Raw genomic sequence first — 24179 nt, 5'->3', positions numbered from 1 at the left:
CCTTCCTCAGCGGTATGTGTGCTGACTATGTCTTTTCAAGCCCAGTATGCCCAGCAGCGGCAAAATATCCGAAATCAAATCCGTCAGCGTAGACGCGCTCTAACGCCTGAACAACAACAACATTCCTCCCTGCAGATAGCTGAACGCATCGCTGCACATCCACGCATCCTGGCAGCGCAGAATATCGCGGTATTTTTGTCGTTCGACGGTGAGCTAAATACCCGCCCGTTGATTGAACGGCTGTGGCAGTTGGACAAGCAGGTTTATCTGCCCGTATTGCACCCGTTCAGCAAGGGTAATCTGTTATTCCTGCATTACACCCCTGAAACGCCGCTGGTGCACAACCGCTTCAATATTCTCGAGCCCGAGCTCGACGTGCGCCACGTGCTGCCATTGGGCTCGCTCGACGTGGTACTGACGCCGTTGGTGGCCTTTGACAGCGCGGGCCAGCGCCTGGGGATGGGGGGTGGCTTCTACGATCGTACGCTGCAAAACTGGCAACACCGTGGCCCTTATCCGATAGGCCTGGCCCATGATTGCCAGCAGGTCGAACAGGTGCCAGTGGAACACTGGGATATTCCGCTGCCGGAGATTGTGACCCCCGCGCAGAATTGGGTTTGGCAGATCGTTAAATAGCAAAAGGCCGGATAAATCCGGCCTTTATTAGTTACAGCACGTTCAATCAGAACAGCAAGCGAGCACGGATAGTGCCGTCAATCGCCTTCATACGTTGCAACGCCGCATCGGCACGCTCGGTTTCCGCTTCAATGTCGATAACCACATAGCCGATTTCCGCACCGGTTTGCAGGTACTGCGCGGCGATGTTCACCCCTTCTTCAGCGAAGATCTGGTTAATCTGCGTCAGTACACCCGGACGGTTTTCATGGATGTGCAGCAGGCGGCTGGCGTTAGGCCCATGCGCCGGCAGGGACACTTCCGGGAAGTTTACCGCCGACAGGGTTGAGCCGTTGTCGGAATATTTCGCCAGCTTGCCGGCCACTTCGTCACCGATATTCTCCTGCGCTTCCTGAGTGGAACCGCCAATGTGCGGGGTCAGGATCACGTTATCGAATTCACAAAGCGGTGAGTTGAACGGCTCGCTGTTGGTCGCAGGCTCTTCCGGGAAGACGTCGATCGCCGCGCCGGCCAAGTGCTTGCTGGCCAATACCTTGCACAGTTCCGGAATATCCACCACGGTGCCGCGCGAAGCGTTGATCAGAATCGAGCCCGGCTTCATCAGTGCCAGCTCTTCTGCACCCATCATGTTTTTGGTTGATGGGGTTTCCGGCACGTGCAGCGTCACCACGTCGCTCATATTGAGCAAGTCTGACAGGTGGCGCACCTGCTGAGCATTGCCCAACGGCAGCTTGTTCTCGATATCGTAGAAGAACACTTTCATGCCCAGGCCTTCGGCCAGGATGCCCAGTTGGGTACCGATATGGCCGTAGCCGATAATCCCCAACTTCTTGCCGCGCGCTTCAAACGAGCCCACGGCCAATTTTTGCCATTCGCCGCGGTGCGCTTTGGCGTTGGCGGATGGAATGCCGCGCAGCATCAGCAGCAGTTCGCCCAGCACCATTTCGGCCACGGATCGGGTATTAGAGAAAGGTGCGTTAAACACCGGAACGCCGCGTTTGGTCGCCGCCTTCAGATCAACCTGGTTAGTGCCGATGCAGAAACACCCTACCGCCACCAGCTTTTCTGCAGCGGCGAAGACTTCTTCGGTCAGATGCGTACGCGATCGGATGCCGACGAAGTGAGCATCGCGGATGGATGCCTTAAGCGCTTCGGTGTCTAACGCACCTTTGTGATATTCAATGTTGGTATATCCGGCTGCCAGCAGATTATCTACCGTGCTCTGATGAACCCCTTCCACCAACAGGAATTTAATCCTGTCTTTCTCCAATGATACTTTTGCCATTTACCCGACCCTATGTTCAGACTTCAGAAGCGGCTGTTGTTAACAGCACGCATCCAACATAACAAAAATAACGCGGGCGGCAATACAAACGATTGCCCGCCCGTCAGTACAAGGCTCAGCGATGTTGGCGGTTTGTGGCAGAAAATGCCATAGGGAAAGAAATAGACAGAAGCTTTGTGGAGCTAACGCTGACAATGTGACATATGTCACCAAATTTGGCGCTTTAAAGAAAAGATATTTTAGCCAGTGAATTATGCGGTCCGCTGGGATCCAAGATCGTATTCCAGAGGGGCGCCATAGCGACGCCCCTGCTAACACATGCGGTTATACGACGACTTTCACACCTTCAGGCGTGCCGACCAACGCCACATCGGCGCCGCGGTTGGCGAACAAACCGACGGTCACCACGCCGGCGATACCGTTGATTTTGTTTTCCAGCGCGATGGCGTCGACGATGCTCAGGTTGTGCACATCGAGGATCACGTTGCCGTTATCGGTCAGCACATTCTGACGATATTCCGGCAAGCCACCCAGCTTCACCAGTTCACGCGCCACATAGGAACGCGCCATCGGGATCACTTCGACCGGCAGCGGGAACTTGCCCAGTACGTCGACCTGCTTGCTGGCATCGACGATGCAGATAAATTTGCGCGCGATGGCGGCAATGATTTTTTCGCGAGTCAGCGCGGCACCGCCGCCTTTGATCATCTGCATCTGGCGGTTGATTTCATCTGCACCATCAACGTAAATATCCAGAGAATCCACTTCGTTGCTGTCGAACACGTGGATGCCGAGGCTTTTCAGCTTGGCGGTGGAGGCGTCGGAGCTGGACACCGCCCCTTCGATCTGATGCTTGATCGAGCCAAGCGCGTCAATAAAGTGGGCGGCGGTGGAGCCGGTACCTACCCCAACGATGGTGCCAGGGGTTACGTAATCCAGCGCGGCCCAGCCAACCGCTTTTTTCAGTTCATCCTGCGTCATAATATGTCCATTGCCTCTGTACGAAAACGTGTGCGTATTATAGGGTAAATCGCTATTTTTCACTCAGGCAGGATCACACTTCTTCACCCTAAGCCGCATTTTTAGGCGCGTCGCGGTAAAGTCGCGCGGTGATTTTCCACCTGTAAAACACCCCAGATGTGGCATAGTGCCTGTATCTATTACTGTAAGGGATATCTTTCCGATGAAACGCCCAGACTATCGAACGCTGCAAGCGCTGGACGCGGTGATCCGTGAGCGCGGCTTTGAGCGCGCCGCGCAAAAGCTTTGTATCACCCAATCGGCAGTATCCCAGCGCATTAAGCAGTTGGAAAACCTGTTCGGCCAACCGCTGCTGGTCCGCACCGTACCGCCGCGCCCGACCGAGCAGGGCCAAAAATTGCTGGCGCTGCTGCACCAGGTCGAGTTACTGGAAGAAGAGTGGTTGGGCAACGACACCGGTATCGACACGCCGTTGCTGCTGTCGCTGGCGGTCAACGCCGACAGCCTGGCCACCTGGCTGCTGCCGGCGTTAAAACCGGTGCTGACGGACTCCCCCATCCGCCTGAACCTCCAGGTGGAAGACGAAACCCGTACTCAGGAACGTCTGCGGCGCGGTGAAGTGGTCGGCGCGGTGAGTATCCAACCGCAGCCGCTGCCGAGCTGCCTGGTAGACCGGTTGGGTGCGCTGGACTATCTGTTTGTCGCCTCGAAGGGTTTTGCCGAGCGCTACTTCCCGAACGGCGTCACGCGTTCTGCGCTGCTGAAAGCGCCTGCGGTGGCGTTCGACCATCTCGATGACATGCACCAGGCTTTCCTGCAGCAGAACTTTGATCTGTCGCCGGGCAGCGTTCCCTGTCATATCGTGAACTCATCGGAAGCCTTCGTGCAGTTGGCTCGGCAGGGCACCACCTGCTGTATGATCCCGCATTTGCAGATTGAGAAAGAGTTGGAGTCGGGCGAACTTATCGACCTGACACCAGGCCTGTTCCAGCGCCGTATGCTGTTCTGGCACCGCTTCGCGCCGGAAAGCCGCATGATGCGTAAAGTGACCGATGCCCTGCTGGAGCACGGTCGTCAGGTTCTGCGTCAGGATTAAAAGGTAAAAAGGTTCGCCGCAGCGAACCTCAGATTACTAACAAAGCTGTTTTAAGTCCGAGATTCCCGGATCTCGCGTACCGAGGGGCTATTACGGGATGCATCCCTGTATTCTCCCCTCCGGGCCGACTGGAAGTCATTCCAATTTGCTCCCGGCAAATTGGTCAACGGCCAAGGTCGTAACGACCACTTCAGCACGCTCTCGCTAATAACAGGTTTTATCAGCAGTTTGAAAAACCTGACTTATACCCTAGATAATCGGAGTTGCATCACAACAAAACCAAGGGTTTTGTTGTGATGCGCTTGCGTTGGCCCCAACGGGGCGAGGCTTTGCCGAGTAACGCGGCCAGGGCGGGAGCCCCCAGGAGCTTACTCAAGTAAGTGACTGGGGTGACTGCCTGCAGTCAACACAGATGCAGCTTCAAGTATGACGGGTATGTTACTGCGCCGTGTTGCGCTGCAGCTCGAAGACTACATCGACCTGATCGTCAAAGTGAATGCTCTGCTGCTCGTAGGTTTGCGCCACGTCGCTTTCCGCAGCGGCTCCCGCCGATTTGTACATGCGCGCTACCGGCATCGGCTGGTAGTTGGCGACATGATAACGAATGCTATAAACCGGCCCCAGTTTCGCGTTGAAGCCTTTCGCCAGTGAAGCCGCCTGCTGCGTGGCGTTCTCGATGGCTTTCTGACGCGCCTGTTCGCGGTAAACATCCGGTTTGGCTACGCCCAACTCAACGGCGCGGATCTCGTTCAGGCCAGACTTCAACGCGCCGTCCAGCAGCTCGTTCAACTTATCCAACTGACGCAGAGTTACCTGCACCTGACGAACTGCACGGTAGCCTTTCAGCACCGACTCACCGGTTTTCAGGTAATCGTATTCCGGCTGGGTGCGCAGATTTGCGGCGCTGATGTCTTTCTTCTCGATATTGTTTTTCTGCAGGAAGTCAAAATATTGCGCTACGCGCTCATCGACCTGCTTCTTCGCCTGTGCCGCGTCTTTAGAAGAAACGCTGACCTCGATCGCCAGGGTGGCGATATCTGGAGTGGCGTCAACGCTTGAAGTGCCAGAGGTCACCACGTGCGGCCCTTCCGGCACTTCAGCCGCTTGCAACGCCAGCGGTAACGTCCCTAATCCAATCATTGCGGCCATAGCCAATGCTTTAAGCTTCACAGAGTCTCCTTGATGACAGGCTGTAACTGATTACCGGCCTTTCTCGACTGAAAACGGTCGGTTCCTTGGCATCAAACGTAGCATATCGCACGGGCTTTTGAATTCGGATTAGTGACAAATTCTTATAAACTTGCGCCCTGCCAGGCCAATTGCAATGCGATGCCCCACATCACCACGCCGACCAGCGTATTGATGACGCGCTGCGCCATTTGGGTCTTCAACCAGGGTGCCAGCCAGGAAGCCAACAGCGCCAGCGCGAAGAACCAAAGAATCGACGCGCTCACCGCCCCCAGCGCAAACCAGGAACGAACGTCCGGCGCCAACTGACCGCCCAGGCTGCCCAACACCACAAAAGTATCGAGATAAACGTGCGGATTGAGCCAGGTGACCGCCAGCATGGTCACTACCAGCCGCCAGCGACTCTGCTTCAGTTCCTCGGCCGTTGCCAGCGCCAATTGGCGGCTGAACGCGGTGCGAAACGCCCCCCAGCCGTACCACAACAGAAAGGCGACCCCGCCCCAGGTGACCAATGCCAGCAGCAACGGCGAACGACTCAACAACGCGCTCCCGCCGAAAATCCCCCCGCAAATCAACACGACATCGCTCAATGCGCACAGTGAGGCGACCATCAGATGATACTGACGGCGGATGCCCTGGTTCATGACAAAAACATTTTGCGGGCCCAGCGGCAGGATCATCGCGGCGCTCAGGGCAAAGCCCTGCAGAAAGACAGCTAGCATGGTATTCCTCACAGAAAGAGTGCGCCGGTCAGCGGCGCGTGTCGGTCAACACGCGCATCATAGGAGGAAAAAATTATTAGGTGAAATTGATATTTCTAATCAACTATCAGCAATGCTAATAATCAGGCGGGAATGACAAAACCCAGCTCCTGAGAAATGCGCTGTGCGGTTGCCAGCACTGGCTTAATCAGGGCTTTAACGCCGATTTGCTGCAGTTTGGCGGTCGGCAACGATACCGATACCGCGTAGGGCACCCGCTGTTGAATATCAAACACCGGCGCCGCTATGCAGGACACGCCCAGCTCATTTTCTTCGCGATCCATCGCCATGCCCTGTTTGCGAATGTCGGTCAATTCCTCATACATCTTCGGTAATTCGGTAATGGTATTGCGCGTCAGCGTCTGGATCTCATGCTGATGTGTCTGCCAGTAGTGTTCCGGATAATCACTGTTGCCGTAGGCCATAAATATCTTGCCCATCGCCGAGCAATACAGCGGCATATGCTGACCGATATAGGCACGAGTGCGCATCATGCCGGTGGTGGGCTCCAGCTTGTAGATCAAAATAACGTGGTCGTCTTCACGGCTGGAGAAGTTTACCGTCTCCCCCACCTCAAGATTGAGCTGCTCCAGGTGCGGTGCGGCAACGTGGATAATATTCAGCGAAGAAAGCGCTTTCTGGCCGACCGAAATGAACTTGGTGGTCAGGCGATAGCTGCCGGGCGACGGCGCCTGTGTCACATATCCGCTGGTATGCAACCCTTGCAGCAGGCGATGGACGGTGCTTTTGTTCATGCCGGCCAACTCAGACAGGTGCGCCAGTGGGCAGCCGTTAGGGAAGTTGCTCAGGATCTCAATCAGTTGCAATCCGCGGAACAGGCTTTGACTGCCCAGGGGTTTGTCTTTCTTGTCATCTTTCTCTTCGACAGCTTTCAAGCTCATTGCGCAATTTCTCCAGTGTCGAACCGCCGGCCAACGCCACGGCGTGGCAAACGGCCCCTTTGCCGGGAATGTTACCCCAAGGCCCGCATCAGGTGAAGACGGAACGCCGTTTCATTGTCAGCAGCAGGTTAAAAATGCGCAACATTCTGCTAACCCCTGAAGTGAGTTGTACGTCACAATTCCGCAAAGACATAAATAACCAGTTGTTTTAAAACAAGAATTAAAACACCTCCGGCTTTGCTTTAGATTGGCGTTCGGCATATTATTTTTGAAATTGAATTTCGCATATTGAAATTTAACGGACATATAAACACCAGAAAGCATAAATCCGATTGCGTATTTCACTACCAGGGGCGCATCACATGACACCAGATAATGCGGAACAACCCATTCTAACCCTCAGCCATATCGTTAAGCGCTTTGGCGGCAACGTCGCGGTAAACGACGTCAGTCTGCAGGTGATGCCGGGTGAAGTCCTGGCCCTGCTGGGCGAAAATGGCGCCGGCAAATCGACGCTGATCAAAGTGCTGGCCGGGGTGTATCCACGCGACGGCGGCGACATTCAGTTCCAGGGGACCAGCATAGCCTCCGCCGCGGCGATAAAAAGTGACAGTCGCCAGCCTATTGCCTTTATTCATCAGGATCTCGGGCTGATCGAATGGATGACGGTAGCGGAGAACATGGCGCTGGTGATGGGATTCCCACGCCGCTTCGGCCTGATCGACTGGCGAGCCATTCGCCGCCGCGCCGCTCAGGCGCTGCAGGATGTCGGCATCGCGCTGGATCCCGACGCCAGGGTGTTCGAACTGTCGCGCACCGAGAAATCGCTGCTGGCGATCGCCCGGGCGGTGGCCGTTAACGCCGAACTGCTGGTGTTGGATGAACCGACCGCCTCGCTGCCCGCCAACGATGTGCGTCATCTGTTTGCCGTCATTAACCGGCTGCGCGACAAAAAGGTCGGCATGATTTACGTCACCCATCGGCTGGACGAAGTGATCGAGATTGCCGACCGGGTATGCGTCATGCGCGACGGCCGCTATGTGGCGGGCGGCAATACCGCCGACTATTCGCTGCGGGATCTGGTGCAGATGATCGTCGGTGAGGCAATGGCAGAAGATCAGCGCGAGCCCCTGCCGGAAAATCAGCCGCCGGTATTGCAGCTCAATCACGTGGTGGTGGGCGATATCGGCCCGGTCAGCTTTAACCTGCAGCCCGGTGAAATGCTGGCGCTGGCCGGCCTGCGCGGCGCTGGCCAAGAAGAGATTGGCCGCCTGCTGTTCGGCCTGCGTCATGCCGATGAAGGTGAAATCCGCTTTCGCGACCAACCCTATAGCGCCAGTAGCCCACAACAGGCCATGGCCTGCGGCGTTTCGCTGGTGGCGGGTGACCGTACCGGCGAAAGCCTGGTGATGTCGATGAGCGTGCGTGAAAACCTGTTTATCAACCCTTGTGCCAGTGGCCACAAGCTGCTTTCCCGCTACAGCCGCCGGGCTGAAATCGGCGCCAGTTGGTGGAAAGTACAGCTGTTCGACGTGCGGCCCAAGGACGTCAATATCGATATCAGCGCCCTGTCCGGCGGGAACCAGCAAAAGGTGGTGATGGCGCGCTGGATGCACCTCGGTGCCCCATTGCTGATCCTGGAAGATCCCACCGCCGGTGTAGACGTAGGGGCCCGGGCGGAAATCTACCATCTGTTAAATAAATCCCTGGCTGACGGCATCGCGGTGTTGGTGATCTCCAATGACTTTGAAGAGATCGCCCATATCTGCAACCGCGCACTGGTATTCAACCGGGGAAAAGTGGTCGGCGAGCTGAAAAATCAGCAGGTGTCATTCGCCAATTTATTGGAACTGGCCTCCGCCAGCTCCGGGGAACCCCTCGCGACAACGTTAGAATCTGAGGTAGGCCATGTCTAAAACATCTGTTAAATCAACGGCACTGGAGCAAAGAGTCAGCCTGTCGCAGGACGGTGCCGGCCCCTGGCTGATGCAGGTTCTCACCCGCTACGGCCTGCTGCTGCTGTGCGTTGCGCTGGTGGTGCTATTTTCGCTAATCGCACCGTCTTTCGCGTCCATGCTGACGCTGCAGGCAATCCTCTCCAGCAAAGCCAAGATTGCGCTGCTGGCACTGGCGGCGACCATCCCGATGATCGTCGGCAAAATTGACCTTAACGTCGGTTTCGGCATCGTGCTGTGGCATATCCTGGCCATCACCCTGCAGGTGGAATACGGCTTTTCGTGGCAGATGGCGGTACTGACGGTGCTGGCCCTTTCCGCTCTGTACGGCCTGCTGAACGGCATTCTGGTGGCACTGGCGGACATCGACAGCTTCGTCGCCACGCTCGGATCCGGCACCGTGCTATATGCCATTGCGCTGTGGCACTCCGGCGGGAGGCAGATCGTCGGCGATCTGCCGGATGCTTTCATCGCCCTGCACCATACCGAGATCGGCGGGATCCCGATCGTTGCATTCTACGTGCTGATCGTCGCCGTGGTGCTGTGGTTGATCACCGAACATACCCCGCTTGGCCGCTGCATGTACGCCGTGGGCGGCAATCCGGCGGCGGCACGGCTGAACGGCATCTCGGTCAATCGCTTCACCATTGGCGCCTTTATCGCCTCCAGCGTGCTGACCGGCTTCAGTGGCGTACTGATCGCCGCCGAACAGGGCGTTGGTCAGGCCAGCGTCGGCATGGACTACCTGCTGCCGGCGCTGGTCGGCGCCTTCCTCGGCAGCACCACCATTCGCCCGGGCCGGGTTAACGTCTGGGGCACCGTGGTTGGCATTGCCATTCTGGCTATCGGCATCGCCGGTATCCAACAGTTCGGCGGTGAATTCTGGGTCGAGCCACTGTTCAACGGTGCGACGCTGTTGCTGTCGATCACCCTGGCGGGCTATGCCCAACGCCGCCGGTTACTCAATCAAAAAGCGGTACAACGCAGCCCAGCCGCTACGGCTGATAAAAATAACCAAAAAGCGATCAATCCTTAACCAGGAGTGCACCGAATGAAACGTCTTTGGATATTACCGACTACCCTGCTGCTGGCCAGCGCTGCTTCATCCGCCTGGGCCGACGCCTATCTGGATCAGGCCACGGCCGCGGTCGCCAAGGCGACTGCCAGCGTGACTCAGTGGGACGGCCCCACCAGCGGGCCACAGCTGCAAGCCAACAAGAAAATCATCTTTATCGCTTCGGACATGAAAAACGGCGGTGTGCAAGGGGTGCAGGAAGGGCTGAGCGAAGCGGCGAAAGCCGCGGGCTGGAAGCTGGAAACCCTCGACGGCGGTGGATCGGTGAAAGATCAGCTGGCCTCGCTCAATCAGGCGATTGCCCAAAAGCCGGACGGCATAGTGATCGGCGGCTGGAACCCTAACGTCGCCAAGATCCCGCTGAAAAAGGCCATTCAACAAGGCATAGTGCTGACGGCCTGGCACGCGGTGCCAGAGCCGGGGCCAATCGCCAAGTACAACGTGTTCTATAACGTCACCTCTGACTCTAACGAAGTGGCGCGCATTGCCGCCCAATATGCCGTGGTGCAGTCCGGCGGCAAAGCCAGCGTGCTGATCTTCACCGATTCGCTGTACCAAATCGCGCTGGACAAAGCCAACGTGATGAAGGAGGAGATCGGCAAATGCAGCGGCTGCAAGGTGGTTGAGTTTATCGATACCCCACTGGCGGACACCGCCAACCGCATGCCCGCCATGACCTTCAGCCTGCTGCAGAAATACGGCGATCAATTCCAGTACGCACTGGCGATCAACGATTTGTATTTTGACTTTATGGCACCGGCACTGAAAACCGCCGGTAAGGGCGGTACCCATGCGCCATACAGCATTTCCGCCGGCGACGGCTCGATTTCGGCCTATCAGCGCATTCGTTCCGGCGGCAGCCAGTCAGCCACGGTACCTGAGCCACTTAAACTGCACGGCTGGCAACTGCTGGATGAGTTCAACCGTGCCTTCGCCAAACAGCCACCTTCCGGCTACGTGACCCCGGCACACCTGGTGACCCGCGACAACATCACCGCCGACGGCGGCGCCAGTAACCTGTATGACCCGCAAAATGATTATCAGGGCCATTACAAAGCCATTTGGGGCGTGAAGTAAGCGGAGGTCAGCATGAACGAACTGATGGCGGGCCCGCCGCTCGAACGCCTGTGCTCACCGGCCATTTGGGCCGAGGGGCCGGTGTGGCTGCCCGCGCAAAATGCGGTGGTGTTCAGCGATGTGAAAGGCAATCGCATGTTCCGCTGGTCGCGACAGGGGGAACTGAGCCTGTGGCGCTCCCCGTCGCATTATGCCAACGGCAACGCACGGGATGCCGAAGGCCGCGTGGTCAGCTGCGAGCACGGACGACGCGGCATCAGCCGAACCGAAAACAACGGTGAGGTGCAAATGCTGGTCGATCGCGTTGACGGCAAGCGTTTCAACTCACCCAACGATCTGGCGGTGCGTTCCGACGGCACCCTTTGGTTTACCGATCCGCCCTACGGCATTATCGGTGACGAAGAAGGTTACAAGTCGGAAAGCCAGATCGTTGGCTGTTACCTTTACTGCTTCGATCCCCGCGACGGTTCGCTGAACATCGCGGCCAGCGATCTCCAGCGCCCTAACGGCCTGGCGTTCTCGCCGGATGAGTCTCTGTTGTACGTGGCGGATATGTCGATCGTCGATTTCCCAACCCTGGGCCGCAGAGAGCTGCGGGTGTATCAGGTTAACGGACGTGAACTGAACGCCGGACGCCGTTTTGCCACCGTGGCCCCCGGCTTCCCGGACGGCTTTTGTGTCGATGCGTTAGGAAACATTTTTTGCAGCTGCGCCGACGGCATACTGATCTTCGACAGTCAGGGAACACAGCTCGGTAAGATCGAAGTGCCAGAGCGGGTCTCCAACTGCACGTTTGGCGGACCAGACGGCAATGAGTTGTACATCACCGCCACCACTTCGCTGTACCGCAAGATACTGAATACGCGAGGGTAATTAGTCATAAAGGCCAAAGCAGAGCGGGCAGTTACCGCTCTGCTTTGCCACGCCTAAAACACCGCAACGACCAAAAACGTGTCTGCGATCACAAAACCACCAAGTTAATTTAACCGTTTGTTTTATATAAATAACTTTCTCTTCCCTCGCTTTGACTTCACCTGGCCGCAGGTATAGCATTTATTTGAAATACAATTTCGTATATTGAAATTCAAAGAACACAAAACAAACAAAAATGCCGTAGCGGAGAACCAGCATGAGAGTGAGTTACACCGATCTGAAACAGGAATTCAAACGCGTGCTGCTGTCGCGGGGCGTGGCGGAAGCCACCGCCGATGACTGTGCGGGCATGTTCGCCGACACCTCTGCCAACGGCGTTTACTCCCACGGCGTTAACCGTTTCCCACGCTTTATTCAGCAGTTGGACGCCGGCGATATCGTGCCGGACGCCGAACCCAGCAAGCTGTTGTCACTCGGAGCCATTGAACAATGGGACGCGCATCAGGGTATCGGCAATCTCACGGCGCGCCGGATGATGGATCGCGCCATGCAGTTGGCCGACAGCCACGGCATAGGTCTGGTGGCCCTGCGCAATGCCAACCACTGGATGCGCGGCGGTGGTTTCGGTTGGCAGGCGGCGGAGAAAGGTTATATCGGTATCTGCTGGACCAACTCGATTGCCGTTATGCCACCCTGGGGCGCCAAGGAGTGCCGGATCGGCACCAACCCGCTGATCGTCGCGGTGCCGGGCAACCCCATCACCATGGTGGATATGTCGATGTCGATGTTCTCCTATGGTGCTTTGGAGCTAAATCGGCTGGCGGGCAAAACGCTGCCGGTGGACGGCGGTTTCGACAACGACGGACAATTGACGCGCGATCCTGCCACCATTGAAGAGAACCGCCGCATTTTGCCTATGGGCTACTGGAAAGGATCCGCGCTGTCGATCGTGCTCGATATGATTGCCACCCTGCTGTCTGGCGGATCCTCAGTGGCGGAAGTGACCGAAGACAACCGCGAAGAGTATGGCGTGTCGCAGGTCTTCATCGCCATTGAGATCGAACGCTTGATCGACGGCGCCACCCGCGATGCCAAACTGCAGCGCATCATGGACTACATCACCAGCGCAGAACGCGACAACCCGGAGATAGCCATTCGCCTGCCGGGCCATAAATTCCCACGTATTCACGCGGAAAACATGCGTGACGGCATTCCCGTGGATGAGCGCGTCTGGGCGCGCATTCAGGCGCTTTAACAGGAGAGTCACCATGATATTCGGCCATATTGCCCATACTTCGCCGGAACAGTACCCGGCGCCGGTGGCCAAAGCCATCGCCTATCTGCAAAGCACCGATTTCAGCGCCCTGCCCGCCGGTCGGTATCAGGATCCTGCCACCGGCTACGTGGTACAGGTGCTGGATCTGCAGACCCACCAGCCGAGCGATCTGCAACCGGAGGTACACCGGGAAAACGTCGACGTGCAGTTTCTGGTCAGCGGCACCGAATTGATCGGTGTGGCGGCAGATCGCGGTAATAACCCGATCCACCAGGATTTGCTGGCGCAGCGCGACATTCTTTTTTATCAGGACGTCGCCGATGAATCCTGGTTAACCCTGCAGCCCGGAAATTTTGCGGTATTTTTCCCGCAGGATGTGCATCGCCCGGCCTGTATTAACCAACAGCCCGGCGATATTCGCAAAGTGGTGGTGAAAATACCGCTGGCATTATTTAGCGCTTAATTAGCAGCAAACGAAAACCTGCAAAAAACACCGGTCCTCAGGCCGGTGCGGGCGCCCTTGTGCCCAACGCAAACCAAAACAATAAAGCCCGACCCTACAAAATAGCGAAAGGTGTATAGATGAATACAGCCTCTGTTTCCGTTAGCCGCAGCCAGGTCATTCCCAAATTACGCTGGTTGAGAATAGTGCCGCCTATTCTTATTACCTGCATCATCTCCTACATGGACCGGGTGAATATTGCCTTCGCCATGCCCGGCGGCATGGACGATGAACTCGGCATCACCGCTTCCATGGCCGGCCTGGCCGGCGGCATCTTCTTTATCGGCTATCTGTTTTTGCAGGTGCCGGGTGGCAAGCTGGCGGTGTATGGCAACGGCAAGAAATTCATCGGCTGGTCACTGCTGGCCTGGGCGGTGATCTCGGTACTGACCGGGCTGGTCAGCAATCAATATCAGCTGTTATTCCTCCGTTTCGCGCTGGGCGTCTCCGAGGGCGGCATGCTGCCGGTGGTGCTGACCATGATCAGCAACTGGTTCCCGGACAAGGAGCGCGGGCGCGCCAACGCCATCGTGATTATGTTCGTGCCCATTGCCGGTATTCTCACCGCGCCGCTGTCCGGCTGGATCATCACCGCCTGGGACTGGCGCATGCTGTTCCTGGTGGAAGGCGCGCTGTCGCTGGTGGTGATGGTGCTGTGGTATTTCACCATCAGTAACCGCCCGCAGGAGGCCAAGTGGATTTCACAGGCTGAAAAAGACTACCTGATCAAAACGTTGCATGACGAACAGCTGCTGATCAAAGGCAAAACGGTGCGTAACGCCTCGCTGCGCCGGGTGCTGGGCGACAAGATCATGTGGCAGTTGATCATGGTGAACTTCTTCTATCAAACCGGGATCTACGGCTACACCCTGTGGCTGCCGACCATCCTCAAGGGGCTGACCAACGGCAACATGGAGCAGGTCGGCATGCTGGCCATCCTGCCCTATATCGGCGCCATCTTCGGCATGTTGATCATCTCCACCCTGTCCGATCGTACCGGCAAACGCAAAGTGTTCGTCGCATTGCCGCTGGCCTGCTTCGCCATCTGTATGGCGCTGTCAGTGCTGTTAAAAGATCACATCTGGTGGTCTTACGCGGCACTGGTTGGCTGCGGCGTCTTTATCCAGGCCGCCGCCGGGGTGTTTTGGACCATTCCTCCCAAACTGTTTAACGCCGAAGTGGCCGGCGGGGCACGCGGCGCGATCAACGCACTGGGCAACCTCGGCGGCTTCTGCGGCCCGTACATGGTCGGCGTCTTGATCAGCCTGTTCAGCAAGGATGTCGGCGTTTACAGCCTGGCGGTATCGCTGGCCATCGCTTCGGTACTGGCACTGATGTTGCCGAATAAATGCGACCAGAAAGCGGGGGCCGAATAATGGAATATTGGTTGGGGTTGGACTGCGGCGGCACCTTTATCAAAGCCGGACTGTATGACCGCCGAGGTAGCGAGCTGGATATTGCCCGCCGCAATCTTGAGATTATCGCGCCACAGCCCGGCTGGGCGGAACGGGATATGCACGCGCTGTGGAGCACCGCCGCCGAGGTGATCCGGGAAGTCTTGGCCCGCAACGAGATTGCCGCCGGCGATATTCAGGCAATCGGCATCTCGGCACAGGGCAAGGGCGCGTTTTTATTGGATAAACGCGGCCTGCCGCTGGGCAACGCCATGCTGTCTTCCGATCAGCGCGCATTGACACTGGTGCAGGAGTGGCAAAAACAGGGCGTGCCGCAGGCGCTCTACCCGCAGACCCGACAAACGCTGTGGACCGGCCATCCGGTGTCATTGCTACGCTGGGTCAGGCAACACCAGCCGGAACGCTATCGCCAAATTGGCAGCGTTTTGATGGCGCACGATTATCTGCGCCACTGCCTGACCGGCGAGCTGGCCTGCGAAGAGACCAATATCTCCGAATCCAATCTTTATCAGATGGCCGACGGCCGCTATGACCCGGCGCTGGCGCAGTTGCTGGGGATTGGCGACATCATGCCCGCGCTGCCACCTATCGTCGGTTCCGCTGAAATCACCGGTCGCGTCAACGCTACCGCTGCCGCGGCCACCGGGCTGCTGCCGGGAACGCCGGTGGTTGGCGGGCTGTTTGACGTGGTGTCTACCGCACTGTGCGCCGGGCTGCAGGACGAAACCCGACTCAATGCGGTGATGGGTACCTGGTCGGTCACCAGCGGCATCACCGACCGCATTACCGCAGGGTTCGATCATCCCTTTGTTTATGGTCGTCATGCCGAAGCCGGCAAATACATCGTACATGAAGCCAGCCCCACCTCCGCCGCCAACCTGGAGTGGTTCTGCCGACAATGGGGCCTGCAAGACTACGCCCAACTCAATGACTGGGTAGCGGCGTTGCCCAAGGCCGACAGCAACCTGCTGTTCGCGCCCTTCCTGTATGGCTCCAACGCCGGGCTGGGCCTGAGCGCCAGCTTCCACGGCCTGCAGGCTTTCCACCAGCGCGAGCACCTGGTGCAGGCGATTTACGAGGGGGTGGTGTTCTGCCATATGACCCATCTCAACCGCATGCGGCAACGTTTCCCTGCGGCCACCGCGCTGCGCGTCACCGGTGGCCCAGCCAAGTCAGTGCCCTGGATGCAGATGTTTGCCGACGTCAGCGGCCTGCCGGTCGAACTGCCGCAGGTGGAAGAAACCGGCTGCCTGGGCGCCGCGATGGCGGCGATGGTCGGCAGCGGCGCATTCAGCGACTTCACCGCGGCTCAACGCGAGCTGGCGCCACGTATTGAGCAGGTGTTGCCGGATACTTCAGCAAGCGCGGCCTACGGCAAAAAATACCAACGTTATCAGGCGCTGATTGCCGCGCTGCAAACGCAGCAATCCGCACAGTAAGGAGGCTTTATGAGCAATAAACCGCGCCTGCAGCTGGCGCTCGATCACACCCGGTTAGATGCCGCTCTGCAGACGGCAGAACGCCTGCGGCCCCACGTCGACATCATCGAGGCCGGCACCATCTTATGCATCAGCGCCGGTATTCAGGCGGTGAGCGCACTGCGCGAGCGCTGCCCGCAACATACGCTGGTGGCCGACCTGAAAGTGGCCGATGCCGGTGGCACGCTGGCGCAGCAGGCCTTCGGCCACGGTGCCAACTGGATGACCGTCATTTGCGCCGCCCCGTTGGCCACCATGGCCAGTGCGCTGGAAGTGGCGCAACGACACAAGGGCGAGATTCAGATTGAGCTGTTCGGCCGTTGGACGTTGGAGGATGCCCAACAGTGGCGCGACCTCGGTATCCGCCAGGCGATATACCACCGTGGCCGCGACGCGCAGGCCAGCGGGCAAACCTGGAGCCATGAAGATTTGGATCTGATGAAGGCCTTGTCTGATCTGGGCATTGAATTGTCGGTGACCGGCGGTATCACGCCGACCGATTTGCCGCTGTTTAAAGACATCGCCGTGACCGCTTTTATCGTCGGCAGAGCGCTGGCGGAGGCTGCCGATCCGCTGGCCGCTGCCGGTCAGTTCCGCTCGGCCATTGATGACATCTGGAGAAGTTGATATGCGTCAGCACCCCTTGGGAATTTATGAAAAAGCCTTGCCGAAGCACCTGACCTGGCCCGAGCGGCTGGCGCTGGCCAAGGCCTGCGGTTTTGATTTTGTCGAAATGTCGATGGATGAAAGCGACGAGCGGCTGGCACGCCTGAGCTGGAGCAAGGAGCAGCGGTTGTCGTTGGTCAGCGCCATGCTGGAAACCGGCATCAGCATCCCGTCGATGTGCCTGTCCGGTCATCGCCGCTTTCCCTTCGGCAGCCATGACGATGCGCTGCGTCAGCGTGCCTTCGAGATGATGGAACAGGCGATTCAACTGGCGAAGGACGTCGGCATCCGCACCATTCAGCTCGCCGGCTATGACGTCTATTACGAGCCGCAGGACGAAAGCACTCTTGCCCGCTTCACCGAGGGTATGCAGTGGGCAGTCGAGCGCGCCGCCGCAGCGCAGGTGATGCTGGCGGTAGAGATCATGGACACCGCCTTTATGAACTCCATCAGCAAATGGAAGGCCTGGGACGCCTGCCTGGCCTCCCCCTGGTTCACGGTCTATCCGGACGTCGGCAATCTGAGCGCCTGGGGCAATGACGTGGCGCAGGAGTTGGCGCTGGGCATTGACCGCATCGCCGCCATCCATTTGAAAGACACTTACCCGGTTACCGATAGCTCGCCGGGACAGTTCCGCGACGTGCCGTTTGGCGAAGGCTGCGTCGATTTTGTCGCCGTATTCCGCACCCTGAAACAGCTTAACTACCGCGGTGCTTTCCTGATTGAAATGTGGACCGAAAAAGCCGAAGAGCCGGTGGCCGAGATTGTGCAGGCCCGCCGGTGGATCGAACAGAAAATGCAACAAGGGGGTATGACATGCTAACGCTGCCGCAGCTTAAACAACAGGTGCTGGAAGCCAACCTAGACCTGCCGCGCCATAACCTGGTGACCTTCACCTGGGGTAACGTCAGCGCCGTGGATCGCGAACGCGGGCTGGTAGTGATCAAACCTTCCGGCGTGGAGTATGAACACATGACTGCGGAGGACATGGTGGTGGTCGATCTCGCCAACGGGCACACCGTCGAGGGCACCAAAAAGCCCTCATCTGACACCGCTACCCATCTGGAGCTTTACCGTGAATTCGCCGATATCGGCGGTATCGTTCATACCCATTCGCGCCACGCCACCATCTGGGCGCAGGCAGGATTGGATATCCCCGCCTGGGGCACCACTCACGCCGATTACTTCTACGGAGCCATTCCCTGTACCCGACTGATGACCGAAGACGAAATTGAGCATGAATACGAGCTGGAAACCGGCAAGGTCATTATCGATACCTTCCGCCGTCGCGGCATCAACCCGAACGCCATTCCGGCAGTATTGGTCAATTCACACGGGCCGTTCGCCTGGGGCAAGGACGCGCACAGCGCGGTGCATAACGCCGTGGTGCTGGAAGAAATTGCCTACATGGGGATTTTTTCACGTCAGCTGACGCCGGGCATTCACAGCATGCAACCGGCACTGCTGGATAAACATTACCTGCGCAAACACGGCAAAAATGCCTACTACGGGCAATAATCCGGCAACGCCTTTCAGTAATTCTTTTGGAAGCCAGACGCCGTTCGGCGTCTGGTGAAAGCCCCTCTGCCGGGTTAGCCGTTCACCCTCCTTTGGCAAGGGGCCGGGTAGCGACAACTGACTGGCGGCCAAAAATTCGTTATTATCCGCTCCCACTTTCCCGTCGGGCAGCCTGATGTCTAAGATTATCGATACCTTTATTGCCCCGCCGTGCCATGACCAGATAGAAACGCTGTATCAGGACGAAAGTCTGGTGCTTATCAATAAACCCGCCGGGCTGCTAAGCCTCTCGGGGAAAAACCCGCAAAACCTCGATTCGGTACATCATCGGCTGGTGCAGCTATTTCCTGGCTGTACGCTGATCCACCGCCTTGATTTCGGCACTTCCGGGCTGATGGTGATAGCGCGTAATAAAGCGATCAATGCCGCCCTTTGCCAACAGTTCAGTCAGCGTACCGTCACCAAGGTGTACAGCGCATTGCTCTGCGGGCACCTGAACGACGACGAAGGGGTGATAGATGCGGCAATTGCCAAAGATCCGGCGCTGTTCCCGCTGATGTCGATTTGCTCAATCCACGGCAAGCCCGCTCGCTCACGCTATCGGGTCGTTGAACGCACTTATCGCGAGTTGAAAGACGGGACGTTACTGCCGTTGACGCGGGTACAGTTAATCCCGGAGACCGGACGCACCCATCAGCTTCGTATCCACTGCCAGCAGTTGGGCCATCCTATTTTGGGCTGTGACCTGTATGGCGGCCGTCTGCTGCCAGGCACCGAAGGGACGCCGCGATTGATGCTGCACGCCAGCGAACTGCATTTCGTTCATCCTGTCAGCGCAGAGAAGATCAAGGCCCACCATGCTTGCCCGTTCTGAGAACCGAGTATTTAAGCCGTTTTGTCTGAAACAGAACGGCTCATCTCAGCGCATCGCTGCAAGCCGCTGGCTCTGGTGTATACTCAGACTTTCTGCACCATGCCAGCCACAGCGGCTTTGGTTCAGGCCCGTTTCAGCAAGAGCCTGATGCCTGCACAGCCCTCCAGCCAGCTCCACACAAGCCTAATTAAAGTGGAACCCCCATGAGCCAAAACACCGCTCGTATCAGCGAGATCATCGACAACGCGAAAATCTCGCCCTATCAAATCCTGATCCTTACCCTGTGTTTCCTGATCGTCCTGCTGGACGGTTTTGACACCGCCATCATCGGCTATATCGCCCCGGCGTTACGCGAAGAGTGGCAACTGCTGCCTGCCCAGTTATCGCCGACGTTTGGCGCGGGATTGTTCGGCCTGCTGCTTGGCAGCCTGATCTTCGGCCCGGTTGCCGATGCCATAGGGCGCAAGCGCGTGCTGCTCGCCTCCATACTGATCTTTGGCGGAGGCACTCTGGCCTCGGCCTATATTAGCTCAATCGAGTCGTTGACCCTGCTGCGTTTAATCACCGGTATCGGTTTGGGCGGGGCAATGCCCACCTGCATCACCCTGAGCTCGGAATACTCGCCGGCACGTCGGCGGATGATCATGGTCACCCTCAGTTGGAGCGGCTTCACCGCCGGTCTGGCGCTGGGCGGCATCCTTGCCGGGCAGGTTATTCCGGCCTTCGGCTGGCGTGGTTTGCTGATGCTCGGTGGCATCGCGCCATTGTTGCTATTGCCGTTGCTGGCCTGGCAGATGCCCGAGTCAGCGCGCTTTATGACTGCCAGCCCGAAACATGCCGATAGCCTGCGCCAGGTGGTCGAGCGTATCACCGGCAAAAGTTGGGCGGGCGTGACGATTATCGATGATGAACGCCCCGCGCTGGCCAGATCGCCAATCTCCCACCTGTTCATCGAAGGTCGCGCAGTGCGCACTTTGCTGCTGTGGGTGGCATTCTTCTGCTCGTTGTTTGTGTTTTATCTGCTCACCAGTTGGCTGCCAAGCATCCTCAAGGATACCGGGTACGATATCGTCCACGCTTCGCGCATCGGGGCGATGGTGCCGCTGGGCGGAACCCTCGGTGCCATCCTTATGGCGCTGCTGATGGACCGCATCGGCCCCTACCGGGTATTGGCCCTGTCGTACCTGGGTGCCGCGCTGGTAATTGGCGCTACCGGTTATCTGATGGGGGACGCCTATACGCTGGCGATCACCGTATTCCTCATCGGTTTCGGCGTGGCCGGTGCGCAGAACGGCCTGAATCTGGTCTCCGCTACCCTTTACCCTACCGCCGCTCGCGTCACCGGAGTCAGCTGGGCGATGGCGAGCGGTCGCTTCGGCTCGATAGTCGGTTCAATGCTTGGCGCCTGGATGATTGTCGCGGCAGGGACGTCGGAGATGTTCTTCATCTGGCTGGCGCTGCCGGTACTGGTGGGCTCTGCCGCTATTTTCCTGCTCTACCGGCTCAGCGTGAACCGCCACGCCCCTGTGCCAGACTCCGCGTTATCAAACTGATAAAACGGAAAAGCCGAGGTGACATCCACAGGATGCAGCCTCGGCCGGCAATAAAAAAAGGGGCCGTGGCCCCTTTTCTCTTGTTCTGCTTTATTCCGCTTTCGCGGTTGCCGCTTCTTCAGTGCGGTACAGATGAACATCCATCTGCGGGAACGGAATGCCGATATTGTTGGCATCCAGCGCGCGCTTGAAGTTCTCCATCAGATCGAAGTATACGTTCCAGTATTCCGCGTTGGTGGTCCAGGAACGGGTGACAAAGTTCAGTGAAGATGGCGCCATCTCGTTCAAGCGTACGGTTACGCCTTTGGCGTGCATGATGCGCTTGTCGGCAGCGATCACATCACCCAACACTTTTTTCACCACGTCGATATCGGCGTTATAAGCCACGCCAACCACGATGTCTACGCGGCGGTTTGGCTCGCGAGAATAGTTGATGATGTTGCCGGCGATGATTTTGCCGTTCGGCACCACGATGGTTTTGTTGTCTGCGGTACGCAGCGTGGTGGAAAAAATCTGCACCTGGTCGACGGTACCGGCTACGCCGCCCAGATCGACATATTCACCGGCACGCAGTGGACGGAAGGCCACCAGCAGCACGCCTGCAGCGAAGTTGGACAGTGAGCCCTGCAGCGCCAGGCCGACGGCCAAACCTGCGGCACCCAACACGGCGATCACCGAGGTGGTCTGAACGCCAACGCGCCCCAGCACGGCGATAAAGGTGAAGGCCAGAATGCCGTAACGCGCCATGGCAGACAGGAAGTCGGCAACCGTGGCGTCAATACCGCGCAGCTTCATCACCCGGCTTAATGCATTGCTGACTACGCGTGCAATGATCGAACCGATGATGAAAATAACGATCGCCGCGACGATGTTCACCGCGTACTGAATCAATAAGTCCTGGTTCTGCACCAGCCAGTTACCGGCACCATTAATGCCATCTACTACATTCAGATCTTTCATTCGTGTCGTCCTAACTTGTCCCTAAGGGGATAAACTCGCAAAAAAACTGACATCAGCCGTCAGTCGGAAACCACCGCCTTAGGTTAACCAACATTTCCACCGCATGCCAACCGTAAGCGTCAAAAATAGCCGAAACAGCCGCCACGCTTCTTCTATGCTGAACACAGCGCTATCGCCTTTATAACGATAAGGAACTTCATCGGTTATGCACATTCCATCGTCAATCAAACACTACTGGCAGGTTCGGCCAAGGCTGCTGCTGTCCGTCGGTGCGGGCATCTTGTGCTACCTGCTGCTGCCCGCCACGCTTTCTGAGCTGCAGCGACTGATGCTCGGCTGGAACGTTTTGGCCTGGTGCTATCTGCTGTTTCTCTGGCGACTGATGCTGATCAGCACGCCAAAACACATCCGCCAACTGGCACGGGCACAGGATGAGAGCGCCAGTATGGTGCTGGCACTGGTCAGCATCGGTTGTCTGGTGAGCATTTTATCCATTCTGTTTGAGCTGAGCACCGCCAAACAGGTCAGCGATTCTCTGAAGACGCTGCATCTGGCGCTGACCGGCGCGACGCTGGTGGTGTCCTGGTTACTGCTGCCCACGGCATTTACCATGCACTATGCCCATCAGTTTTATCGTCAGGGTGCACAGCAGGATCCGCTGCCGCTGTTGTTTCCCGGCGACCTTAAGGAGCCTACCTATTGGGACTTTGCCTATTTCTCGTTCACCATCGCGGTGGCTTCGCAAACTGCCGACGTGGCCGTCGGTGCGGCCGAGGTGCGCAAAGTCGCTCTACTGCAATCGGTGATTTCTTTTGTTTTCAACCTGGTGATCCTGGGGCTGTCGATTAACGTCGGCGCCAGTCTGTTGGGCTAGCAACAAAAAAGGCTCCCCGAAGGGAGCCTTTCAATATGGCTAACAGCTGACAGAGATTACAGAACGTCTACTGCGTTCAGATCTTTGAAAGCCTGTTCCAGACGAGTAATCATGGAAGTCTGGGCTGAACGCAGCCATACGCGTGGATCGTAGTATTTCTTGTTCGGCTGGTCGGCGCCTTTCGGGTTGCCCAACTGACCCTGCAGGTAAGCTTCGTTCGCTTTGTAGTACTGCAGGATACCGTCCCAGGTTGCCCATTGGGTGTCGGTATCGATGTTCATTTTGATCACGCCGTAACCTACGGATTCTTTGATCTCTGCGTCGGTAGAACCGGAACCGCCGTGGAACACGAAGTTCAGGCTGTTGTGCGGCAGATTGAATTTCTTGGACACGTAGTCCTGAGAATCGCGCAGGATGGTCGGAGTCAGTTTAACGTTGCCTGGCTTGTATACGCCGTGCACGTTACCGAAGGACGCTGCGATGGTGAAGCGTGGGCTGATGGCGTTCAGTTTTTCGTACGCGTAAGCCACGTCTTCCGGTTGGGTGTACAGAGCGGATGCGTCCATATGGCTGTTGTCCACGCCATCTTCTTCACCGCCGGTGCAGCCCAGTTCGATTTCCAGGGTCATACCGATCTTCGCCATGCGAGTCAGGTATTTGCTGCAAATTTCGATGTTTTCTTCCAGGGACTCTTCAGACAGGTCGATCATGTGAGAAGAGAACAGTGGCTTACCGGTAGCCGCGAAGTGTTTCTCGCCAGCGTCCAGCAGGCCGTCCAGCCATGGCAGCAGTTTCTTCGCACAGTGGTCGGTGTGCAGAATAACCGGCACGCCGTAATGCTCAGCCATCTGGTGAACATGATGTGCACCAGAGATAGCGCCCAGAATTGCTGCACCCTGAGGAACGTCAGTCTTCACGCCTTTACCGGCGATGAACGCGGCACCGCCGTTAGAGAACTGTACGATAACCGGAGCACGCACCTTCGCTGCTGTTTCCAGCACGGCGTTGATGGAGTCGGTACCTACGCAGTTCACTGCTGGCAGAGCAAAGTTGTTCTCTTTAGCTACTGCGAATACTTTCTGAACGTCATCACCAGTGATGACACCCGGTTTTACGAAATCAAAAATTTTAGACATGTTACTTTGTCCTGTTTCGTCGGCCGTAGATGGATGTAAATCGATTTTTTCATGCCGCGCCGCATTATGCCGCGCGGTATAAAACAAACGGGCGGCTT

The 24179-nt window shown here is 57.5% G+C and carries 23 protein-coding genes; 16 read left to right on the top strand and 7 right to left on the bottom strand.

Going from position 1 to position 24179, the window contains the following annotated elements; all coding sequences use genetic code 11:
• The first annotated feature begins 27 nt into the window (after window positions 1-27).
• Entirely contained in the window at window positions 28-636 is a 609-nt protein-coding gene (locus tag NR114_RS21860; RefSeq protein WP_234529017.1) for a 5-formyltetrahydrofolate cyclo-ligase, read from the top strand.
• Between the two features lie 46 nt (window positions 637-682).
• Here NR114_RS21860 and serA read toward each other — a convergent pair whose 3' ends face one another.
• Window positions 683-1921 (bottom strand): phosphoglycerate dehydrogenase, encoded by a 1239-nt coding sequence (gene serA, locus NR114_RS21855; RefSeq protein ID WP_020828501.1) that lies wholly within the window; start codon window positions 1919-1921, stop codon window positions 683-685.
• Between the two features lie 324 nt (window positions 1922-2245).
• On the bottom strand, window positions 2246-2902 hold the full coding sequence (gene rpiA / locus NR114_RS21850) for a ribose-5-phosphate isomerase RpiA (protein ID WP_122080148.1): 657 nt from the start codon (window positions 2900-2902) through the stop codon (window positions 2246-2248).
• 202 nt (window positions 2903-3104) lie between these two features.
• Here rpiA and NR114_RS21845 point away from each other — a divergent pair, with 202 nt between their 5' ends.
• Window positions 3105-3998: a LysR family transcriptional regulator ArgP gene (locus tag NR114_RS21845; RefSeq protein WP_020828503.1), complete on the top strand. Its 894-nt coding sequence runs from the start codon at window positions 3105-3107 to the stop codon at window positions 3996-3998.
• Window positions 3999-4436: 438 nt separating this feature from the next.
• Here the strand turns inward: NR114_RS21845 and NR114_RS21840 are convergent, their stop codons facing one another.
• The 3 genes from NR114_RS21840 to NR114_RS21830 form a co-directional block, all read right to left on the bottom strand.
• Window positions 4437-5168 (bottom strand): oxidative stress defense protein, encoded by a 732-nt coding sequence (locus NR114_RS21840; protein WP_071844535.1) that lies wholly within the window; start codon window positions 5166-5168, stop codon window positions 4437-4439.
• Between the two features lie 122 nt (window positions 5169-5290).
• Window positions 5291-5908 (bottom strand): arginine exporter ArgO, encoded by a 618-nt coding sequence (gene argO / locus NR114_RS21835; RefSeq protein ID WP_020828505.1) that lies wholly within the window; start codon window positions 5906-5908, stop codon window positions 5291-5293.
• A gap of 122 nt (window positions 5909-6030) precedes the next feature.
• Window positions 6031-6849 carry an IclR family transcriptional regulator gene (locus NR114_RS21830; protein WP_115058082.1) on the bottom strand — a complete coding sequence of 273 codons (819 nt, stop codon included), beginning with the start codon at window positions 6847-6849 and terminating at the stop codon, window positions 6031-6033.
• A 362-nt stretch (window positions 6850-7211) separates the two neighbouring features.
• Between NR114_RS21830 and NR114_RS21825 the strand changes: the two genes are divergently transcribed.
• From NR114_RS21825 to NR114_RS21765, 13 genes are all read left to right on the top strand, one after another.
• Window positions 7212-8765: a sugar ABC transporter ATP-binding protein gene (locus NR114_RS21825; protein ID WP_115058081.1), complete on the top strand. Its 1554-nt coding sequence runs from the start codon at window positions 7212-7214 to the stop codon at window positions 8763-8765.
• Window positions 8758-9840 carry an ABC transporter permease gene (locus tag NR114_RS21820; protein WP_046372694.1) on the top strand — a complete coding sequence of 361 codons (1083 nt, stop codon included), beginning with the start codon at window positions 8758-8760 and terminating at the stop codon, window positions 9838-9840. The genes NR114_RS21825 and NR114_RS21820 overlap by 8 nt, the downstream gene beginning before the upstream one ends.
• Before the next feature lie 15 nt (window positions 9841-9855).
• Window positions 9856-10956 carry a substrate-binding domain-containing protein gene (locus tag NR114_RS21815; protein ID WP_046372693.1) on the top strand — a complete coding sequence of 367 codons (1101 nt, stop codon included), beginning with the start codon at window positions 9856-9858 and terminating at the stop codon, window positions 10954-10956.
• Between the two features lie 12 nt (window positions 10957-10968).
• Window positions 10969-11829 (top strand): SMP-30/gluconolactonase/LRE family protein, encoded by an 861-nt coding sequence (locus NR114_RS21810; RefSeq protein WP_061069032.1) that lies wholly within the window; start codon window positions 10969-10971, stop codon window positions 11827-11829.
• A 256-nt stretch (window positions 11830-12085) separates the two neighbouring features.
• Entirely contained in the window at window positions 12086-13084 is a 999-nt protein-coding gene (gene yiaK / locus NR114_RS21805) for a 3-dehydro-L-gulonate 2-dehydrogenase (protein WP_046372691.1), read from the top strand.
• A gap of 13 nt (window positions 13085-13097) precedes the next feature.
• Entirely contained in the window at window positions 13098-13568 is a 471-nt protein-coding gene (locus NR114_RS21800) for a YhcH/YjgK/YiaL family protein (RefSeq protein WP_046372690.1), read from the top strand.
• Between the two features lie 119 nt (window positions 13569-13687).
• The gene (locus NR114_RS21795; protein ID WP_234529016.1) at window positions 13688-14983 is read left to right on the top strand and encodes an MFS transporter; all 1296 of its coding nucleotides are present in this window, start codon (window positions 13688-13690) and stop codon (window positions 14981-14983) included.
• Window positions 14983-16461 (top strand): FGGY-family carbohydrate kinase, encoded by a 1479-nt coding sequence (locus NR114_RS21790; protein ID WP_306217762.1) that lies wholly within the window; start codon window positions 14983-14985, stop codon window positions 16459-16461. The genes NR114_RS21795 and NR114_RS21790 overlap by 1 nt, the downstream gene beginning before the upstream one ends.
• A gap of 9 nt (window positions 16462-16470) precedes the next feature.
• Window positions 16471-17127: a 3-keto-L-gulonate-6-phosphate decarboxylase UlaD gene (ulaD, locus tag NR114_RS21785; RefSeq protein WP_116691795.1), complete on the top strand. Its 657-nt coding sequence runs from the start codon at window positions 16471-16473 to the stop codon at window positions 17125-17127.
• 1 nt (window position 17128) lies between these two features.
• A complete protein-coding gene (locus tag NR114_RS21780; protein ID WP_116691794.1) occupies window positions 17129-17989 on the top strand; it encodes an L-ribulose-5-phosphate 3-epimerase in 861 nt (286 codons plus the stop codon).
• Window positions 17983-18684, top strand: a complete 702-nt coding sequence (gene araD / locus NR114_RS21775) for an L-ribulose-5-phosphate 4-epimerase (RefSeq protein ID WP_234529581.1) — start codon at window positions 17983-17985, stop codon at window positions 18682-18684. The genes NR114_RS21780 and araD overlap by 7 nt, the downstream gene beginning before the upstream one ends.
• Before the next feature lie 175 nt (window positions 18685-18859).
• Complete coding sequence (locus NR114_RS21770; protein WP_234529582.1) at window positions 18860-19558, top strand: RluA family pseudouridine synthase; 699 nt, start codon at window positions 18860-18862, stop codon at window positions 19556-19558.
• A gap of 203 nt (window positions 19559-19761) precedes the next feature.
• Window positions 19762-21111, top strand: a complete 1350-nt coding sequence (locus tag NR114_RS21765; protein ID WP_256814495.1) for an aromatic acid/H+ symport family MFS transporter — start codon at window positions 19762-19764, stop codon at window positions 21109-21111.
• A gap of 90 nt (window positions 21112-21201) precedes the next feature.
• Here NR114_RS21765 and mscS read toward each other — a convergent pair whose 3' ends face one another.
• Window positions 21202-22071, bottom strand: a complete 870-nt coding sequence (mscS, locus tag NR114_RS21760; RefSeq protein ID WP_020828520.1) for a small-conductance mechanosensitive channel MscS — start codon at window positions 22069-22071, stop codon at window positions 21202-21204.
• Between the two features lie 205 nt (window positions 22072-22276).
• Between mscS and NR114_RS21755 the strand changes: the two genes are divergently transcribed.
• Window positions 22277-22945 carry a DUF1345 domain-containing protein gene (locus NR114_RS21755; protein WP_020828521.1) on the top strand — a complete coding sequence of 223 codons (669 nt, stop codon included), beginning with the start codon at window positions 22277-22279 and terminating at the stop codon, window positions 22943-22945.
• Between the two features lie 56 nt (window positions 22946-23001).
• On the opposite strand, the gene fbaA is transcribed toward NR114_RS21755, so the two are convergent.
• The gene (fbaA, locus tag NR114_RS21750; RefSeq protein ID WP_020828522.1) at window positions 23002-24081 is read right to left on the bottom strand and encodes a class II fructose-bisphosphate aldolase; all 1080 of its coding nucleotides are present in this window, start codon (window positions 24079-24081) and stop codon (window positions 23002-23004) included.
• Window positions 24082-24179 lie beyond the last annotated feature (98 nt).

Origin of the sequence: Serratia sp. Ser99 (assembly GCF_024519545.1) — a bacterium.
Lineage (GTDB): Bacteria > Pseudomonadota > Gammaproteobacteria > Enterobacterales > Enterobacteriaceae > Serratia > Serratia liquefaciens.
This window is presented reverse-complemented; position numbering and strand designations above follow the sequence as displayed.

Coding starts and splice junctions, on each gene's coding strand:
- yiaK (WP_046372691.1), top strand. CDS start 12,086: ATGAGAGTGAGTTACACCGATCTGAAACAGGAATTCAAACGCGTGCTG.
- NR114_RS21810 (WP_061069032.1), top strand. CDS start 10,969: ATGAACGAACTGATGGCGGGCCCGCCGCTCGAACGCCTGTGCTCACCG.
- NR114_RS21800 (WP_046372690.1), top strand. CDS start 13,098: ATGATATTCGGCCATATTGCCCATACTTCGCCGGAACAGTACCCGGCG.
- NR114_RS21765 (WP_256814495.1), top strand. CDS start 19,762: ATGAGCCAAAACACCGCTCGTATCAGCGAGATCATCGACAACGCGAAA.
- rpiA (WP_122080148.1), bottom strand. CDS start 2,902: ATGACGCAGGATGAACTGAAAAAAGCGGTTGGCTGGGCCGCGCTGGAT.
- NR114_RS21820 (WP_046372694.1), top strand. CDS start 8,758: ATGTCTAAAACATCTGTTAAATCAACGGCACTGGAGCAAAGAGTCAGC.
- ulaD (WP_116691795.1), top strand. CDS start 16,471: ATGAGCAATAAACCGCGCCTGCAGCTGGCGCTCGATCACACCCGGTTA.
- NR114_RS21815 (WP_046372693.1), top strand. CDS start 9,856: ATGAAACGTCTTTGGATATTACCGACTACCCTGCTGCTGGCCAGCGCT.
- mscS (WP_020828520.1), bottom strand. CDS start 22,071: ATGAAAGATCTGAATGTAGTAGATGGCATTAATGGTGCCGGTAACTGG.
- NR114_RS21770 (WP_234529582.1), top strand. CDS start 18,860: ATGTCTAAGATTATCGATACCTTTATTGCCCCGCCGTGCCATGACCAG.
- NR114_RS21790 (WP_306217762.1), top strand. CDS start 14,983: ATGGAATATTGGTTGGGGTTGGACTGCGGCGGCACCTTTATCAAAGCC.
- NR114_RS21780 (WP_116691794.1), top strand. CDS start 17,129: ATGCGTCAGCACCCCTTGGGAATTTATGAAAAAGCCTTGCCGAAGCAC.
- NR114_RS21825 (WP_115058081.1), top strand. CDS start 7,212: ATGACACCAGATAATGCGGAACAACCCATTCTAACCCTCAGCCATATC.
- NR114_RS21755 (WP_020828521.1), top strand. CDS start 22,277: ATGCACATTCCATCGTCAATCAAACACTACTGGCAGGTTCGGCCAAGG.
- NR114_RS21830 (WP_115058082.1), bottom strand. CDS start 6,849: ATGAGCTTGAAAGCTGTCGAAGAGAAAGATGACAAGAAAGACAAACCC.
- araD (WP_234529581.1), top strand. CDS start 17,983: ATGCTAACGCTGCCGCAGCTTAAACAACAGGTGCTGGAAGCCAACCTA.
- NR114_RS21795 (WP_234529016.1), top strand. CDS start 13,688: ATGAATACAGCCTCTGTTTCCGTTAGCCGCAGCCAGGTCATTCCCAAA.
- serA (WP_020828501.1), bottom strand. CDS start 1,921: ATGGCAAAAGTATCATTGGAGAAAGACAGGATTAAATTCCTGTTGGTG.
- NR114_RS21860 (WP_234529017.1), top strand. CDS start 28: ATGTCTTTTCAAGCCCAGTATGCCCAGCAGCGGCAAAATATCCGAAAT.
- NR114_RS21845 (WP_020828503.1), top strand. CDS start 3,105: ATGAAACGCCCAGACTATCGAACGCTGCAAGCGCTGGACGCGGTGATC.
- fbaA (WP_020828522.1), bottom strand. CDS start 24,081: ATGTCTAAAATTTTTGATTTCGTAAAACCGGGTGTCATCACTGGTGAT.
- argO (WP_020828505.1), bottom strand. CDS start 5,908: ATGCTAGCTGTCTTTCTGCAGGGCTTTGCCCTGAGCGCCGCGATGATC.